The organism is Streptomyces sp. DT224, from assembly GCF_049844595.1.
GTDB lineage: Bacteria > Actinomycetota > Actinomycetes > Streptomycetales > Streptomycetaceae > Streptomyces.
Genome location: NZ_JBNCLI010000002.1, coordinates 222,466 through 237,491, shown reverse-complemented (window position 1 = coordinate 237,491; position 15,026 = coordinate 222,466). Strand labels below are relative to the sequence as shown.

Sequence of the window (15,026 nt, the reverse complement as noted above, 5' to 3'; positions counted from 1 at the left end):
AGTTGCCAGCACGCCGGCCGCCCGGATGCCTTCAACGTATGGCACTGCGTGACAGCTGACAAGGCACTCGGTGCCAGTAATTTCCCTCAATTGTCAGCCGCCGCCCACGCATGAGCAACACGGGCAGCGGTATGCGCTGGTTCGCCCCGGTATAGATGGTCAGGTGCGCGTGGGGCGGTAGACGTACGGAGTCGTGGTGGTCAGTGCCGTGAAGCCGAGCCGCTCCAGGATCGGACGGCTGTCCTCGGTGGCGTCGACCTGGAGGTGGTCGTAGCCCCGCTCCGCCGCCACGCCCGCCCGGAAGGCCACCAGCGCCCGGTAGACGCCCCGCCCGCGCCAGGCGGGGTCCGTGCCACCCCCCCACAGCCCCGCGAACCCCGTGCCCGGGTACAACTCCATCCGGGCGGAGCTGACCGGCTCGTCGCCCGCCATGGCCACCAGCGCCACGAAATGCTCCGGGTCCTCCCGGAGCCGGTCCAGGACCAGTCGGCGCAGCCATGACCCGTCCCGGCCGAAGGCCCGTTCATTGGCGCGCGCCATCAGCTCCGCGCCCGCCTCGTCCCGCACCTCTTCCAGCCGGACGCCCTGCGGCAGCCGCACCTCCGTGGCCAGCTCGGCCACCCGCGCCACGAGCAGGGTCTCCGGCTCCTCGGCCTCGAACCCGGCCGCCAGCAGCCGTGCCCCCAGGTCGGCGGGCCGGTCGTGGCCGTAGAGCTTCCACTCGAACTCCTCGCAGCCCGTCCGCTCGCAGTGCGCCACCTGCTCCGCGACCGCCGCGTCCGCCCGGGCGGCGTCCAGGTCCGGCGCGGACCACACCACCCCGTTCCAGGCGTGCGCGACGCCCACCTGCCGTACGACGTCACCGGCGCGTTCCACGCGGACACCGGGGGACTCGGGGCGGGCCTGCTCGCGCATCACCCGGTCGAAATGGGCGAGGAGGCGGGCCGGGCCGGATGTCACTTGATCGTTCATGCGCACACCCCAGCATCGGGGACCCGCCTCGGCAACAGGGTTTCCCGGGGCGGCTCAGCGCTCCTTGAGGGCCTGCTGGATCGTCCGCATGACTTCGTCCAGCGGCGCGTCCGTACGCGCCACCGCGACCAGCACCTCGCCCTGGGTCTCCACGGACGCGGCCGGCGGCTTCGCGGGCTCGGTGCCCGCCGTGCGGCCCGCGCCGATGCCCGTGCCGAAGGTGTCGCGCACGATGGCGAACGCCTGGTCGAGTTGCGCCTCCACATCGCCCTGCCCGTCCGCCCGCAGCCAGCGGCGCAGCACATGGTTGTGCGCGGTGACGACGGCGGACGCGGCGACCTCGGCCAGCAACGGGTCGTCGTTGCCGGGGTGGTGGTCGCGCTCATCGAAGTGGCCCAGCAGATAACGCGTGAACAGCCGCTCGTAGCGGGCCACCGAGGCGATCTCCGCCTGGCGCAGGGTCGGCACCTCGCGGGTCAGCTTGTAACGGGCCACGGAGACGGCGGGCTTGGCCGCGTACATCCGCATGACCTCCTTGATGCCCCGGCACACCGTGTCGAGCGGGTGCTCGTGCGCGGGGGCCGCGTTGAGAACCGCCTCGGCCCGTACGAGGGTGTCGTCGTGGTCCGGGAAGATCGCCTCTTCCTTGGAACGGAAGTGGCGGAAGAAGGTCCGCCGGGCCACGCCCGCCGCGCCCGCGATCTCATCGACCGTGGTCGCCTCGTATCCCTTCGTCGCGAAGAGTTCCATCGCCGCGGCGGCCAGCTCGCGGCGCATTTTGAGCCGCTGCGCGGCGGCACGGGTGCCTGCGGCACTCTCCGGGACGTCGGGCGCGGCGGACACACGGGTGGACCTGGCGGGCTGGGACATGGTGTGAACGTACTGCATGGGGGCGGGAGAGCGCGCCTGCGGGGGCGGGCCGCCCGGAGGCCCGAGCAGCCCTCCCCAGCCGGCGCCCGCGTCAGCGCCGGGCATACTCGCGGAATCCGCGCCCCGTCTTGCGGCCGAGGCAGCCCGCGGCCACCAGGTGCTCCAGGAGCGGGGCGGGCGCCAGGCCCGGGTCGCGGAACTCGTTGTGGAGCACCTTCTCGATGGCCAGCGAGACATCGAGCCCGACCACGTCCAGCAGCTCGAACGGGCCCATCGGGTAGCCGCCGCCGAGCCTCATCGCGGCGTCGATGTCATCGAGGGACGCGTAGTGCTCCTCGACCATCTTGATGGCGTTGTTGAGGTACGGGAACAGCAGCGCGTTCACGATGAAGCCCGCCCGGTCCCCGCAGTCCACCGGGTGCTTGCGGACCGTGCGGCACACCTCGTGGACCGTGGCGTGCACATCGTCGGCGGTGAGCACCGTCCGCACGACCTCGACCAGCCTCATCGCGGGCGCCGGGTTGAAGAAGTGCATCCCGACGACGTCCTCGGGCCGCCCGGTGGCCCGGGCGATCGCCACGACCGGCAGCGAGGAGGTCGTCGTGGCCAGCACCGCGCCCGGCCGGCACACCTTGTCCAGCGTGGCGAACAGCTCCTGCTTGACCAGCAGGTCCTCGGCGACCGCCTCCACGGCCAGGTCCACCTCCGCGAACGCGTCCAGCGAGGCCGCCGCCGTGATCCTGTCCAGCGCCTCGTCCCGGGCCTCCTCGCTCAGCCGCCCCTTGGCGACCGACCGGTCCAGCGACGTGGCGATCCGCGCCTTGGCGAGGTCCGCCTTCTCCTGGCCGCGCGCGGCGAGCACCACGTCGTAACCCGCCTTGGCGAAGACCTCCGCGATGCCCGAGGCCATCGTCCCGGAGCCCGCGACGCCCACCGACCGCACGGTGCGCCCCGCGGCCGCCTCGCCGCGCGGAGCCGGTGTCAGCGCGTCCGGCACCACGGTCTGGCTGCCCGGCTCGGCGTAGGTGTAGAAGCCGCGCCCCGCCTTGCGGCCGGTCAGACCGGCGGAGGCGAGCTGGCCCAGGATGGGCGCGGGGGCGTGCAGACGGTCGTGCGAGGACGAGTACATCGCCTCCAGGACCGTGCGGGCCGTGTCGATGCCGATCAGGTCCAGCAGCGCCAGCGGACCCATGGGCAGGCCGCAGCCCAGCTTCATCGCGGCGTCGATGTCCTCGCGGGTGGCGTAGTTCGCCTCGTACATCGCGGCGGCCTGGTTGAGGTAGCCGAACAGCAGGCCGTCCGCGACGAAACCGGGCCGGTCGCCGATGGCCACCGGCTCCTTGCCCAGCAGCCGGGCCAGCGCGGTGACCGCCTCCACGGCGGGCGGGGCCGTCAGCACCGAGGAGACCACCTCGACCAGCTTCATCGCCGGCGCCGGGTTGAAGAAGTGCAGCCCGAGCACCCGCTCCGGGCGCTGCGACTCGGCGGCGAGACGGGTCACCGACAGGGCGTTGGTGCCGGTCGCGAGGATCGTGGCGGGGGAGACGATCGCGTCGAGCTCCCGGAAGACCTGCTGCTTGATCTCGTACGACTCCGGCACGACCTCGATGACCAGCTCCGCGTCGGCGGCCGCCTGGAGGTCGGAGAACGTACGGAAGCGGGCGAGGGCGTCGCGCCGCTCCTCCTCGGTGATCCGCCCGCGCTCCACGGCGCGGGCGGTGGACGCCTGCAGCGAGGCGACGGCCCGGCGGGCGGCGGCCTCGTCGGTGTCGATGCCGATGACCTCGCGGCCGGAGCGGGCCAGGACCTCGGCGATTCCGGTGCCCATCGTGCCGAGGCCGACGACGGCGATGGTGGAGAGAGGGGTGTCCATCACGGGACTCCAGGGGTGAGTGACGACTGAGAGAACGCACGGCGCACACGGCGCACGGCGCGCGGGAGGTGCCTGTCGTGGTGGTCGACCACCGGGCGTGATCCACGCACGGGACCGGAAGGGAACGACGGACCCTGTCCCGGGGCCGCGTCTCGTACAGCTGCCGAACCGACGACACTCCGGACGGCTGCGTCACCAGGCCGTCGGAGCGACGGGAGCATGTCCCGCTCAACTGAGCTTAACCAGTGGGTAACGAGCGCGCCAGCCCCGGTCGTTTGTGGCCCGCACCACATTCCCGAGGGCCGTCGATACGCACCGTGCCCGTCGTTACGCTGACGGTCATGGATGACGAGGAGTTCCGGTCACTGGCGCACCGGCTGGCCGACGAGGCGGGGGAGTCGGCGGCCTACCGCGCCCTGCTCGCCACCGAGGACGACGAGGAACTGGCCCGGGTGCTGGTCGAGCACGAACGCCCGCTGTGGGCGCGCGAGATCGCCGCGTTCCGGCTGGGCTGCGCCGGCGACCCCCGTGCCTTCGAGCCCCTGGTGCTCCTGCTCAACCACCGCGACCCCGACCGCTGCGTCAGCGCCGCCCACGCCCTGGCCCGCCTCGCCGACCCCCGCACCCCGCGCGCCGCCGCCGCCCTCGCCACCAACTCCCTGCGCACCGCCTACGCCCTCCACCCGGTCCGCCTGCTCACCGCGCTCCGGGCCCCGGAATCCGTACCCGCCCTGATCGAGACCCTGTCCGGCCTGCTGACCCCGGACGAACCGCACTGGCGCGTCGCGCTGGCCTGCGTGGAGGGCCTGGGCTCCCTGGGGGACGCCCGCGCCCGCCCGGTCCTGGAGGCGGCGCTGCCCCGGCCCCGGCTGGCGGCGGCGGCCCGGGAGGCGCTGGGGCGGCTGGGGGTGTGATGAGCGAAGGGGCGCACGCGGTCCTTCCGCGTGCGCCCCTCGGCACCCTGGTTGCCCCTTGTTCAGCCCCGGAACCCCAGCAGCCCGTGCAGCACGCTGCCCCGGTCCGCGTCCGGACGTACCGCCGGGCGCGCCGACTTGGCGGTCTCCGGCTCCGGGTCGGGCGTCTTCGCGCAGACCGCGTCCGCGGCGCCCCGGCCGGCTCGGGGCACGGTGCCCTTCGCCAGGTAGTCCGTCAGGTAGCGGTCCAGGCAGGCGTTGCCGCTCAGCGTGATCCCGTGGTTGCCGCCGCCCTGCTCGACCACCAGACGGGAGCCGCGCAGCTTGCGGTGCAGGGTGACTCCGCCCTCGTACGGGGTGGCCGCGTCGTCCGTCGCCTGGAAGAGGAGCGCCGGCGGCAGGGCGTGGTTGGACACCCGCACCGGGTTCAGCGGCTCCACCGGCCAGTCGGCGCACGGCGCGTTGTACCAGGTGTTGCCCCAGGCCATGAACGGGGCCTTCGCGTGCACCCGCCAGGTGTCACCGCGCCAGGTGTTCCAGTCGCGCGGCCAGGAGGCGTCCCGGCACTGCACGGCCGTGTAGACCGAGTACCCGTTGTCGCCCTCCGCGTCCACCGCGCCGAACCGTTCGAACGCCGCGACGAGCGGCTTCTCGTCCTTGTCGTTGACGTACGCGGCGAACGCCTCGGCCAGCACCGGCCAGTAGCCGTTGTAGTAGCCGCCCGGCAGGAAGGTGTCGTCCAGCTCGCCCGCGCCGACCTTCTTGCCCGCCGGACGCTTCTTCACCGCGTCCCGCATCCGGTACCAGGCGGCCTCGACCTCCGCCGGGTCACCGCCCAGACGGTAGGTGGCGTCGTACTTCGCGACCCAGGCGGCGAACGCCTTGTGCCGGGTGTCGAACGCGTAGTCCTGGGTGAGGTTGTCCTCGTACCAGACGCCCTCCGGGTCCACGTTCGAGTCGAGGACCAGGCGCCGGACGCGGTCCGGGAAGAGCTTCGCGTAGACCGCCCCGAGGTAGGTGCCGTAGGAGTAGCCGAAGTAGTTGAGCTGCCGTGCCCCGGCTGCGCGGCGGATCAGGTCCAGGTCCTTGGCCGCGCTCACCGTGTCCATGTACGGGAGCAGGTCCGGGTACTTCTCGCCGCAGGCCGCCGCGAAGTCGCGGGCCCGGTTGCGGTTGACCCGCTCGCCGCCGAGGGACTGCGGTACGGGGTCGGGCCCGACCGGGGCGAAGTACCCGGGCAGGCAGTCCAGGGCCGGGCGGCTCTTCCCGACGCCGCGCGGGTCGAAACCGATCACGTCGTACTGCGAGGCGACCGCCTTCGGCAGCGAGGCGGCGACGAAGGCGGCCATGGACAGTCCGCTGCCGCCGGGCCCGCCCGGGTTCACCAGCAGCGGGCCCTGGAAGGTCTTCGAGGTGTGCGGCACGCGCGTCAGGGCCAGGGTCACCTGGCGGCCGGCCGGGTCGTCGTGGTCGAGCGGCGAGCGTACCGTCGCGCACTGGAGCGTCGGGGAGGACTTCGTACCGCAGTCCTTCCAGGCGAGCGGTGCGGCACGCGGGGTCGCGGTGTCCGCCGTGGCCGGCGCGGCGGTCACCAGACCGGCGACCGTCGCCCCGACGGCGAACAGCAGTACTGAACGGTTCGTCATATGGCCTCCCGGGATGGGGGAACACGGCTGCGCGGGACGCAGCCCCCGCCGCATGTTCCCCGCAATCGGCGCCGGAAGGACCCGTTGTGGTGAGAGATGACCCGTTTGCGCGCCCGCTCAGAGCAGGGTCAGCTGGGTGGGTTCGGAACCGCCGAGCGGCGGACGCGGCTCGCGCCGGGGGAGTTTGCGGGCCGCCCCCCGGTGCGCGGGCCCGATGCCGTACTCGGCCGCCAGCTCGTGCACGTACCGGGTGATGCGCCGCTGGTACCAGGTCGGTGCGTAGGCGCCGTCCGCGTACAGCCGCTCGTAACGCCGTACGAGATGGGGGTGGTGGTGGCCCAGCCACTCCATGAACCACTCCCGGGCGCCGGGGCGCAGATGCAGGACGAGCGGGGTCACCGACGTGGCGCCGGCGGCGGCGATCGCGCGGACGGTTTCCCGCAGCTGCTCGGGGCTGTCGCCGAGGTGCGGGATGACCGGTGCCATCAGCACCCCGCAGCCGATGCCCGCCTCGCTCAGCCTCCGTACGACATCGAGGCGGCGCTCGGGCGAGGGCGTGCCGGGCTCCACGGTCCGCCACAGCTCGGGGTCGGTGAATCCGACCGAGACCGAGACGCCGACCTCGGTGACCTCGGCGGCCTGCCGCAGCAGTTCCAGGTCGCGCAGGATCAGCGTGCCCTTCGTCAGGATCGAGAAGGGGTTCGCGTGGTCGCGCAGGGCGCTCAGGATGCCGGGCATCAGCCGGTAGCGGCCCTCCGCCCGCTGGTAGCAGTCGACGTTGGTGCCCATCGCGATGTGCGCGCCGTGCCAGCGCGGCGAGGCGATCTCGCGGCGGACCAGCTCCGGGGCGTTGACCTTGACGACGATCTGCGAGTCGAAGCCGAGCCCGGTGTCGAGGTCGAGATAGCTGTGGGTCTTGCGGGCGAAGCAGTAGACGCAGGCGTGCGTGCAGCCCCGGTACGGGTTCACGGTCCACTCGAACGGCATTCGGGAGGCGCCGGGCACCCGGTTCACGATCGAGCGGGCCCGGATCTCGTGGAAGGTGATGCCCCGGAATTCCGGGGTGTCGAAGGTGCGGGTGGTCACCGCGTCGGCGGCGAAGAGCGCACCCGTACCGCTCGTGGGGTGGTTGGCGTTGTCTTCAGCCAGATTGTCCCAGCGCATGGACGCCTCCTCGGTAGTTCTGGACCGAGAATAGAACACGTGTTCCCATGATCGTTTTTTCCCCTTCGTCCCGGCCCGGATTTTGAGCCGGACACCCGAGGTGATTGGCTCAGCACACCCCGAAGAACCGAGTGCTGGAGGAGCAGGCATGGCGCAGGTCGAAGCCACGACGGAGCGGATCATCGCGGCGGACGCGGAGGCGGTGTTCGACGCGCTGGCCGACTACAAGGACGTCCGCGGCAAGGTGCTCCCCGCCCACTACAGCGAGTACGAGGTGCGCGAGGGCGGCGACGGCGAGGGCACCCTCGTGCACTGGAAGCTGCAGGCCACCAGCAAGCGGGTGCGCGACTGCCTCCTGGAGGTCACCGAGCCCACCGATGGGCAGCTCGTGGAGAAGGACCGGAACTCCTCGATGGTCACCACCTGGACCGTCACCCCCGCCGGCGAGGGCAGGTCCAAGGCGGTCGTCACGACCGTGTGGAACGGTGCCGGGGGCATCGGCGGCTTCTTCGAGAAGACGTTCGCGCCGAAGGGCCTCGCCCGCATCTACGACGAGCTGCTGGCGAACCTCGCCGCCGAGGTGGAGAACTGACCCTGCGCCGGCACCGCCCGGCCTCACCGGTTCGGGTGGTCTTTGCGGCGGGACGGTTGTGCGCCGTAGTGCCTCCGACCGGGGGATACGCCCCCTGAGTGCGCCGTCAGCACCCCCCGTCGCGTTTGCCCTCACTTGTCGCATGGTGCGAGAAATGTGCGGCAGCGCGACGAGGGGAGCGGCACGTGGTGGGTGGCATCACACTGTTGGACGACGAGCCGGGCGGCCCGGGGGGCGCCGAGGCGGCGCCCGCGCCCGCCCCGCCCCCGCCGCCCCCCGTCGCGCCGGAGACCGCCGCCGGCGACACGTCCGACGGCATCTCGGCGGACCCCCGCCGCATCCGGCTGGTCTTCGTCGGGCTGATGCTCACGCTCCTGCTCGCGGCGCTCGACCAGATGATCGTCGCCACCGCGCTCCCGAAGATCGTCGGCGAGCTGCACGGCCTGGAGAAGATGTCCTGGGCGGTCACCGCCTATCTGCTCGCCTCGACCATCGGCCTCCCGATCTACGGCAAGCTCGGTGACCTCTTCGGGCGCAAGAGCGTCTTCCAGTTCGCCATCGTCGTCTTCGTCGTCGGCTCCGCGCTGGCCGGCTGGTCCCGCACCATGGACCAGCTCATCGCCTTCCGGGCGCTCCAGGGCATCGGCGGCGGCGGCCTGATGATCGGCGTGCAGGCGATCATCGCGGACGTGGTCCCGCCCCGCGAGCGCGGCCGGTTCATGGGCCTCATCGGTGCCGCCTTCGGTCTCGCCTCGGTGGCAGGACCGCTGCTCGGCGGCTTCTTCACGGACCACGCCTCCTGGCGCTGGTGCTTCTACATCAACGTGCCGTTCGGCCTGATCACCCTCGCCGTGATCACCGTCGTCCTCAAGCTCCCCCGGCCCACCGTCCGCCCCCGGCTCGACATCCTGGGCGCCGCCCTCCTCGCCGCCGCCTCCACCTGCCTGGTGCTGCTGACCAGCTGGGGCGGCACGGAATACGCCTGGGGTTCGGGCACCATCCTGGGACTGGGCGCCGGAGCTGCCGGAACGACTCTGCTGTTCCTCCTCGTGGAGCGCCGCGCCGCCGAACCCGTCATCCCGCTCCGGCTGTTCCGCGACTCGATCTTCAACGTGACCGCCCTGGTCGGCGCCGTCGTCGGCGTGGCGCTGTTCGGCGCGGCCAGCTATCTGCCCACCTTCCTCCAGATGGTCGACGGGGCCACCGCCACCGAGTCCGGGCTGCTGATGCTCCCCATGATGGGCGGCATCGTCGGCGCCTCCGTGATCTCGGGCCAGCTCATCTCCCGCACCGGGCGCTACCGCGTCTACCCGATCGCGGGAAGCGCGGTCTCGGCGGTGGGCATGTGGCTGCTGTCCCGGCTGGAGACCGACACCCCGCGCCTCGAATACAGCATCGCGCAGGCGGTCCTCGGTCTCGGGATCGGGCTGATCATGCCGGTCCTCGTCCTCGCCGTGCAGAACTCGGTGCGCCCCGCCGACCTGGGGACCGCCACCAGCGCCAACAACTACTTCCGGCAGATCGGCGGCAGCGTCGGCGCCGCCGTCTTCGGCACCCTGTTCGCCGGACGGCTCGCCGACGCGCTCGCCGTCCGGCTGCCCTCCGGGGCGGACCTTCCCGACCCGGAGTCGATCAGCCCGCAGCTGGTCCACGCGATGGAGCCCGCGCTGCGGGACGCGTACATCCAGGCGTACGCCGACGCGATGCCCCGGATCTTCCTCTACCTCGTGCCGGTCCTCGTGCTCGGCCTGTTCTTCGCCTTCTTCCTCAAGGAGAAACCGCTGGTGTCCCACAGCCCCGAAACCACCGCAGGACCCGAAGCCACCACCGAATACACCCCGATCCCCTCCGCCCGCACCGACCCGGCAGGCCCGTCCGCCGGCTACCTCTCCGGCGTCCCCGTCTCGGGCACCGTCCAGCACTCCGACGGTACGAAGGTGCCGCGCGCCGCCCTCACCCTCATCGACGTCCAGGGCCAGCAGGTCGGCCGGGGCGCCAGCGGCGACGAGGGGCGGTACGCCCTCAGCGTGCCGGGCGCCGGCTCGTACGTCCTGATCGCCGCCGCCGGAGGCCACCAGCCGCAGGCCGTCAGCGTCACCGTCGGCGAACGCCCGGTCGAGCTGGACGTGGTGCTCGGCGGCGCCGGACGGCTCGCCGGCACCGTCGTCACGGCGGACGGGGTCCCCGTGCGGGACGCGGCCGTCACGCTGACCGACGTGCGCGGCGAGGTCGTCGCCTCCACGCGCAGCGGCCGCGAGGGCGGCTACGTGATCTCGGAGCTGGTCGCCGGCGAGTACACCCTCGCCGCCTCCGCCCCGGCCTTCCGGCCCGCCGCGCTGCCGGTCAGCGTGCAGGCGGCCCGCGAGACCCGGCAGGACATCGAGCTGGCCGGCGGTGCGGTACTGCGCGGGATCGTCCGGGCAACCGCCGGGCGGCCCGTCGAGGACGCCCGGGTCACGCTCCTGGACGCGGCGGGCAACGTCGTGGACACCGTGACCACCGGGCCGGACGGGGCGTTCCGCTTCGTGGACCTGTCCACCGGCGAGTACACCGTGATCGCGGCCGGCTACCCCCCCGTCGCCACGGTCCTCCAGGTCGCGGGCGGCGGACGCACCGAGCGCGACCTCCAGCTGGGCCACGAGGACTGAACTCCCCAGGCACGGCGAGCCGGTGCGCCCGGTGCGCCCCGAGTGCGCGGGGCGCACCACCCCCGTGGGGGATTCGGCCGATGACCCGCGGACGCCGGCCGGATCCCCGTACCGTGGAGTCACGCGCCGCGGAATGCCGCGGTGAGGAAGGAGCCTTCCCCTCATGGACCTCGGTGTGCCGCCGCAGAGGACACCACTGCCGGGTGACGGCACGGCGGGCCGCGTGCCGCTCGCCGTGGCCGTGGTCGACGCGGAGGGGCTCGTCTCGCACTGGTCGACCGGGGCGAGAAGGCTCTTCGGCATCCCCCGCGAGGACGCGGTCGGCTGCCCCGCCGGTGAACTCCTGCCGGTGTCCGGTGTGCTGGGCGTGGACGGCGCACCCGCGGAGTACGGCGAGGGCCCCGCGCTCGACAGCTCGCTCAGCGGGGACTTCCCCTACCCGGCTTCGGGCCGGGCCCGCCTCGACGAGCCAGGGCGCGGCCGGATCGACGTGCTCTGGTGGGCCTACCCGCTCGCCGGCCCCGGACCGGCCCGGCTGCTGGTGCTCGCCGCCGACTGCGCGCATTTGCGCGGCGCGGAGGAGGGCGAGGGCGGTCCGGCCCGGACCGTCGCCCCGGGCTTCGCCCTGCACACCGACTTCCCCGGCCACCCCGAGCTGTCCGCCCGGCTGCCCGAGATCCTGCCGAACATGAGCGTCCAGGAGGCGACCGGGATCGTCGCCCAGGTCCTCGAACTCGGCTACCCGGTTCTGGAGTTCAGCCACCACGAGCGCATCCCCGTCACCCCGGACTGGGGCGTGCCGAAGCGTGCCGGAGGGCCGTCGGTGCGGGAGGAGCGGTACGGCGAGGAGGCGGCGGTGGCCCCGCCGCAGGCCGTGCCCCGGCCCGAGTTGGACCTCGAGTACGCCGCGGTCCGCGAACGGCTGGAATTCCTCAACGAGGTGAGCGGCCGCATCGGCACGTCCCTCGACCTGGAACGCACCATCCGCGAGGTCACCAGCGCCGCCGTCCCCCGCTTCACCGACTTCGCCGGTACGCATCTGCGCGCCGCCGTCCTCGCCGGTGAGGGCTTCCCCGACGGCCCTCCCGACGTCACCACCGTCTGGCACCGCGTCTGGGTCGAGCACAACGACGAACCGGGCCGCTGGGACGACACCGTGCCCGTCGGCGAGGCCATCGCCTTCCCCGAGCACACCCCGTTCTTCCAGTGCATGGTCACCGGCGAGCCCGTCATCGTGCCCTATGTGAGCGAGGAGCTGAGCAACCGGATCTCCGGCGAGTTCGAGAAGCGCGACCTGCGCCCCCTGATCACGCACCGCTCGCTGCTCATCGTGCCGCTCAAGGCCCGTGACGTGGTCCTCGGCTTCATGGTCCTGATGCGCCGCCCGGGCCGCGAGCCCTTCGACGACATGGACCGCACCACGGGCGCCGAACTCGCCGCGCGGGCCGGGCTCGTCCTGGACAACGCCCGCATGTACACATACCAGGAGAACGTCGCGGAGACGCTCCAGGACAGCATGCTGCCCAAGGTCGAGCCCCGCATGGCCGGCTGCGACATCGCGACCCGCTATCTGCCGGGCACCCGGCTCGGGCGGATCGGCGGCGACTGGTTCGATTCGGTGAAGCTCCCCGGCTCGCGCACCGCGCTGGTGGTCGGCGACGTCATGGGCCACGGGCTCAACTCGGCCGCGATGATGGGCCAGTTGCGGACCGCGGTGCTGACCATGGCCACCATGGAGATGGAGCCCGCCCAGCTCCTGCGCAACCTGGACGACCTGGCCCAGCGCCTCGGCGAGCAGTACCTCGCGACCTGCCTGTACGCGGTCTACGACCCGATCGCGGGCGAACTCCAGATCGCCAACGCCGGTCACATCCCGCCCGTGCTGGTCCGTGCCGAGGACGGCCGGGCCGAACTGCTCGACCTGCCGACCGGGGCGCCCATCGGTGTCGGCGGGGTCGCCTTCGAGACCGCCACCGTGCGGGTCCGCCCCGGGGACCGGCTCGTCCTGTGCACGGACGGGCTGGTCGAGGTGCGCGGTCAGGACATCGGGGCCGGGCTCGCCGCGCTCTGCGCCTCCGCCGCCCACCCCGCCGCTTCGATGGACGACGCCTGCGACACCATCATCCGCGCCCTGAACACCGGCGGTGGCCGCAAGGACGACGTCGCCCTGCTGATGGCCCGGCTCAACGGCATCGCGGACGAGGACGTCGCCGAGTGGCAGCTCGCCCTCGACCCGCGCGAGGTGTCCCGGGCCCGCCGCCTCGTGCGCGGCCAACTCCTCGACTGGGAGCTGCCCGACGCGGTGGAGGCGGCCGAGCTGATGGTCAGCGAACTGGTCACCAACGCCTTCAAGCACGGCCGCACCCACCACATCGGCCTCCGGCTGGTTCGCACGGACGCGCTGCTGTGCGAGGTCAGCGACGACGAGCCGGCCCCCGCCTCGCTCCTCGGCGTCACCGACAGCGATGAATTCGGCCGGGGCCTCATGGTGGTGAGCGGTCTCGCCAGGGAGTGGGGCACCAGCGGTACCGCGCGCGGCAAGACCGTCTGGTTCGAGCAGGCCCTGTCCCGCCTCCCACGCCCCCGGTCCCACCGCCGTCACTGACAAGGAGGTCGCGTCCGCACCCTTGCCCCCGGGAACCTCTGGGCAGTAGTCCCTGGCTGAGCAATATGAGCCTGCACCACGGGACTTGGGAGTACGCATGGGTGTGTCACAGCAATACCGCGAGGCGTGGGAAGGGTACTGGGCGGCCACGTCGGACGAACCCGGCGAGGCCATCTGGGACGCCGGACCGGATCTGAGCGCCGTGCCGCACAGCCGGCTGCTCCTGCCGCACGCCGACGTCACCCTGCCCGTCGTGGACCTCGGCTGCGGCAACGGCACGCAGACCCGCCACCTCGCCACCCTCTTCCCCCGCGCGCTCGGCGTGGACCTCTCGTACGCGGCGATCGAGCACGCCCGGAAGGCGGACCCCGGGGAGACAGCGGCGTACGAGAGGCTCGACCTCACCGACGCCGACGCCGTGCGCTCCCTGCACGAGCGCATCGGGGACACGAACGTGTACATGCGGGCGGTGATCCACCAGAGCGACCCCGAGGCCCGCCCGGCCGTCGCCGCCGCCGTCGCCACACTCCTCGGCGCACGCGGCCGGGCCTTCGTCGCCGAACTGACCCCCGCCTCCAAGGACGTCCTGCAACGCGCCGCGCAGGGCCCGGGCGGTCCGGGCCCGAAGCTGCGCCGGGTCTTCGCCCACGGGCTGAAACCGGCGAGCGCCACCGACGAGGAGGTCCCTGAGCTGCTGGCGGCGGCCGGGCTGACCGTCCTGGACAGCGGCGACACGGTCCTGCCGCAGACCGAGAACCTCCCCGACGGCACCCGGATCGACCTTCCGGCGAGGTGGTTCGTGCTGGCCGCGGGCTGACCCCGGGCCGGGCGCGCGTGCGGCCCCCCGGCTCAGCTCCCCGCCCCGTCCCGGAGCAGCGCCATCAGGGCCCGCGCGCCCGGGCTGAGCGCCCGTGCCCCGGGGAGCACCACGGCACTCTCGTAGTACGCCTCGCCGGCGCCCTCGGGCCGCACCGCGACGAGTCCGCGTGCCTCGGGCTTGCGGGAGAAGTGGTGCGGCACGAGCGCGATGCCCAGCTGCTCGTGCACCAGCTCCAGCAGGCTGTGCACGTCGGTCACCTCCAGGGCCACCGTGCGCCGGATCCCGGCCGCCGTGAACGCCGCGTCGGCCGCGCGGCGCGGACCGAAGTCCGGGTGGAAGTCGATGAACGGCTCACCGGCCAGCTCCGCCCAGCCCGCCCGGTCCGCCGCCGCCAGCCGGTGGCCCGGCGCGCACAGCAGCACCATGGGCTCCCGGGCCAGCGGGACCAGCTCCCCGCGCCAGCCGTCCGGGTCCACCGTCGCGGCGAACGCGATGTCGAGCCGGCCGCCCGCCACCCCGTCCACCAGCTTCGCCGTGCCCTCCTGGCGCAGCCGGATCTCCATGTGCGGGTGGGCACGGTGGAAGGCGGCGAGCAGCTGGGGCAGCCGCAGCCCGGCCACGCACTGCTCCACGCCCACCGACAGACTCCCGCGCAGCAGCCCCCGTACCGCGTCGACGGCCTCCTTCGCGGCCCGCACCCCGGCCAGGGTGCGCTCCGCCTCGACCAGCAGGGCGCGCCCCGCCTCGGTCAGCCGTACGCTGCGCGTCGTCCGGCTGAACAGCGGAGTCCGCAGCTCCTGCTCCAGCGCCCGCACGGAGGCGGACAGGCCGGACTGCGAGACGGCGACCCGCTCCGCCGCGCGGGTGAAGTGCCGTTCCTCGGCGACGGCCACGAAGTGTTCCAGCTGGCGCAACTCCATGA

The 15,026-nt window shown here is 73.0% G+C and carries 11 protein-coding genes; 5 read left to right on the top strand and 6 right to left on the bottom strand.

Going from position 1 to position 15,026, the window contains the following annotated elements; all coding sequences use genetic code 11:
* Nucleotides 1-159: 159 nt before the first annotated feature.
* The 3 genes from ACLQ2N_RS04790 to ACLQ2N_RS04780 all read right to left on the bottom strand — a co-directional run bounded on the left by ACLQ2N_RS04790 (nt 160) and on the right by ACLQ2N_RS04780 (nt 3,715).
* Nucleotides 160-972, bottom strand: a complete 813-nt coding sequence (locus ACLQ2N_RS04790; RefSeq protein WP_425809345.1) for a GNAT family N-acetyltransferase — start codon at nt 970-972, stop codon at nt 160-162.
* A gap of 54 nt (nt 973-1,026) precedes the next feature.
* Nucleotides 1,027-1,842: a TetR family transcriptional regulator gene (locus ACLQ2N_RS04785; RefSeq protein WP_425809343.1), complete on the bottom strand. Its 816-nt coding sequence runs from the start codon at nt 1,840-1,842 to the stop codon at nt 1,027-1,029.
* 91 nt (nt 1,843-1,933) lie between these two features.
* Nucleotides 1,934-3,715, bottom strand: a complete 1,782-nt coding sequence (locus ACLQ2N_RS04780) for a 3-hydroxyacyl-CoA dehydrogenase family protein (protein WP_425809341.1) — start codon at nt 3,713-3,715, stop codon at nt 1,934-1,936.
* Nucleotides 3,716-4,056: 341 nt separating this feature from the next.
* Between ACLQ2N_RS04780 and ACLQ2N_RS04775 the strand changes: the two genes are divergently transcribed.
* A complete protein-coding gene (locus ACLQ2N_RS04775) occupies nt 4,057-4,629 on the top strand; it encodes a HEAT repeat domain-containing protein (RefSeq protein WP_425809339.1) in 573 nt (190 codons plus the stop codon).
* A gap of 62 nt (nt 4,630-4,691) precedes the next feature.
* On the opposite strand, the gene ACLQ2N_RS04770 is transcribed toward ACLQ2N_RS04775, so the two are convergent.
* A complete protein-coding gene (locus ACLQ2N_RS04770; RefSeq protein ID WP_425809337.1) occupies nt 4,692-6,275 on the bottom strand; it encodes an alpha/beta hydrolase in 1,584 nt (527 codons plus the stop codon).
* A gap of 117 nt (nt 6,276-6,392) precedes the next feature.
* Nucleotides 6,393-7,439 carry an Rv2578c family radical SAM protein gene (locus ACLQ2N_RS04765; RefSeq protein ID WP_425809335.1) on the bottom strand — a complete coding sequence of 349 codons (1,047 nt, stop codon included), beginning with the start codon at nt 7,437-7,439 and terminating at the stop codon, nt 6,393-6,395.
* 148 nt (nt 7,440-7,587) lie between these two features.
* On the opposite strand from ACLQ2N_RS04765, the gene ACLQ2N_RS04760 reads away from it, so the two are divergent.
* From ACLQ2N_RS04760 to ACLQ2N_RS04745, 4 genes are all read left to right on the top strand, one after another.
* Complete coding sequence (locus ACLQ2N_RS04760) at nt 7,588-8,031, top strand: SRPBCC family protein (RefSeq protein ID WP_018100341.1); 444 nt, start codon at nt 7,588-7,590, stop codon at nt 8,029-8,031.
* A gap of 185 nt (nt 8,032-8,216) precedes the next feature.
* Nucleotides 8,217-10,679 (top strand): MFS transporter, encoded by a 2,463-nt coding sequence (locus ACLQ2N_RS04755; RefSeq protein WP_425809333.1) that lies wholly within the window; start codon nt 8,217-8,219, stop codon nt 10,677-10,679.
* Nucleotides 10,680-10,842: 163 nt separating this feature from the next.
* Nucleotides 10,843-13,284, top strand: coding sequence for a SpoIIE family protein phosphatase (locus ACLQ2N_RS04750; RefSeq protein WP_425809331.1), 2,442 nt, complete (start codon nt 10,843-10,845; stop codon nt 13,282-13,284).
* Nucleotides 13,285-13,381: 97 nt separating this feature from the next.
* Nucleotides 13,382-14,101 (top strand): class I SAM-dependent methyltransferase, encoded by a 720-nt coding sequence (locus tag ACLQ2N_RS04745; protein ID WP_425809329.1) that lies wholly within the window; start codon nt 13,382-13,384, stop codon nt 14,099-14,101.
* Between the two features lie 32 nt (nt 14,102-14,133).
* Here ACLQ2N_RS04745 and ACLQ2N_RS04740 read toward each other — a convergent pair whose 3' ends face one another.
* A complete protein-coding gene (locus ACLQ2N_RS04740) occupies nt 14,134-15,024 on the bottom strand; it encodes a LysR family transcriptional regulator (protein ID WP_425809327.1) in 891 nt (296 codons plus the stop codon).
* Nucleotides 15,025-15,026: the final 2 nt, after the last annotated feature.

Excerpts from the sequence above, each read along its gene's own strand:
- ACLQ2N_RS04790 (WP_425809345.1), bottom strand. The coding sequence starts at position 972 with ATGAACGATCAAGTGACATCCGGCCCGGCCCGCCTCCTCGCCCATTTC.
- ACLQ2N_RS04785 (WP_425809343.1), bottom strand. The coding sequence starts at position 1,842 with ATGTCCCAGCCCGCCAGGTCCACCCGTGTGTCCGCCGCGCCCGACGTC.
- ACLQ2N_RS04780 (WP_425809341.1), bottom strand. The coding sequence starts at position 3,715 with ATGGACACCCCTCTCTCCACCATCGCCGTCGTCGGCCTCGGCACGATG.
- ACLQ2N_RS04775 (WP_425809339.1), top strand. The coding sequence starts at position 4,057 with ATGGATGACGAGGAGTTCCGGTCACTGGCGCACCGGCTGGCCGACGAG.
- ACLQ2N_RS04770 (WP_425809337.1), bottom strand. The coding sequence starts at position 6,275 with ATGACGAACCGTTCAGTACTGCTGTTCGCCGTCGGGGCGACGGTCGCC.
- ACLQ2N_RS04765 (WP_425809335.1), bottom strand. The coding sequence starts at position 7,439 with ATGCGCTGGGACAATCTGGCTGAAGACAACGCCAACCACCCCACGAGC.
- ACLQ2N_RS04760 (WP_018100341.1), top strand. The coding sequence starts at position 7,588 with ATGGCGCAGGTCGAAGCCACGACGGAGCGGATCATCGCGGCGGACGCG.
- ACLQ2N_RS04750 (WP_425809331.1), top strand. The coding sequence starts at position 10,843 with ATGGACCTCGGTGTGCCGCCGCAGAGGACACCACTGCCGGGTGACGGC.
- ACLQ2N_RS04745 (WP_425809329.1), top strand. The coding sequence starts at position 13,382 with ATGGGTGTGTCACAGCAATACCGCGAGGCGTGGGAAGGGTACTGGGCG.
- ACLQ2N_RS04740 (WP_425809327.1), bottom strand. The coding sequence starts at position 15,024 with ATGGAGTTGCGCCAGCTGGAACACTTCGTGGCCGTCGCCGAGGAACGG.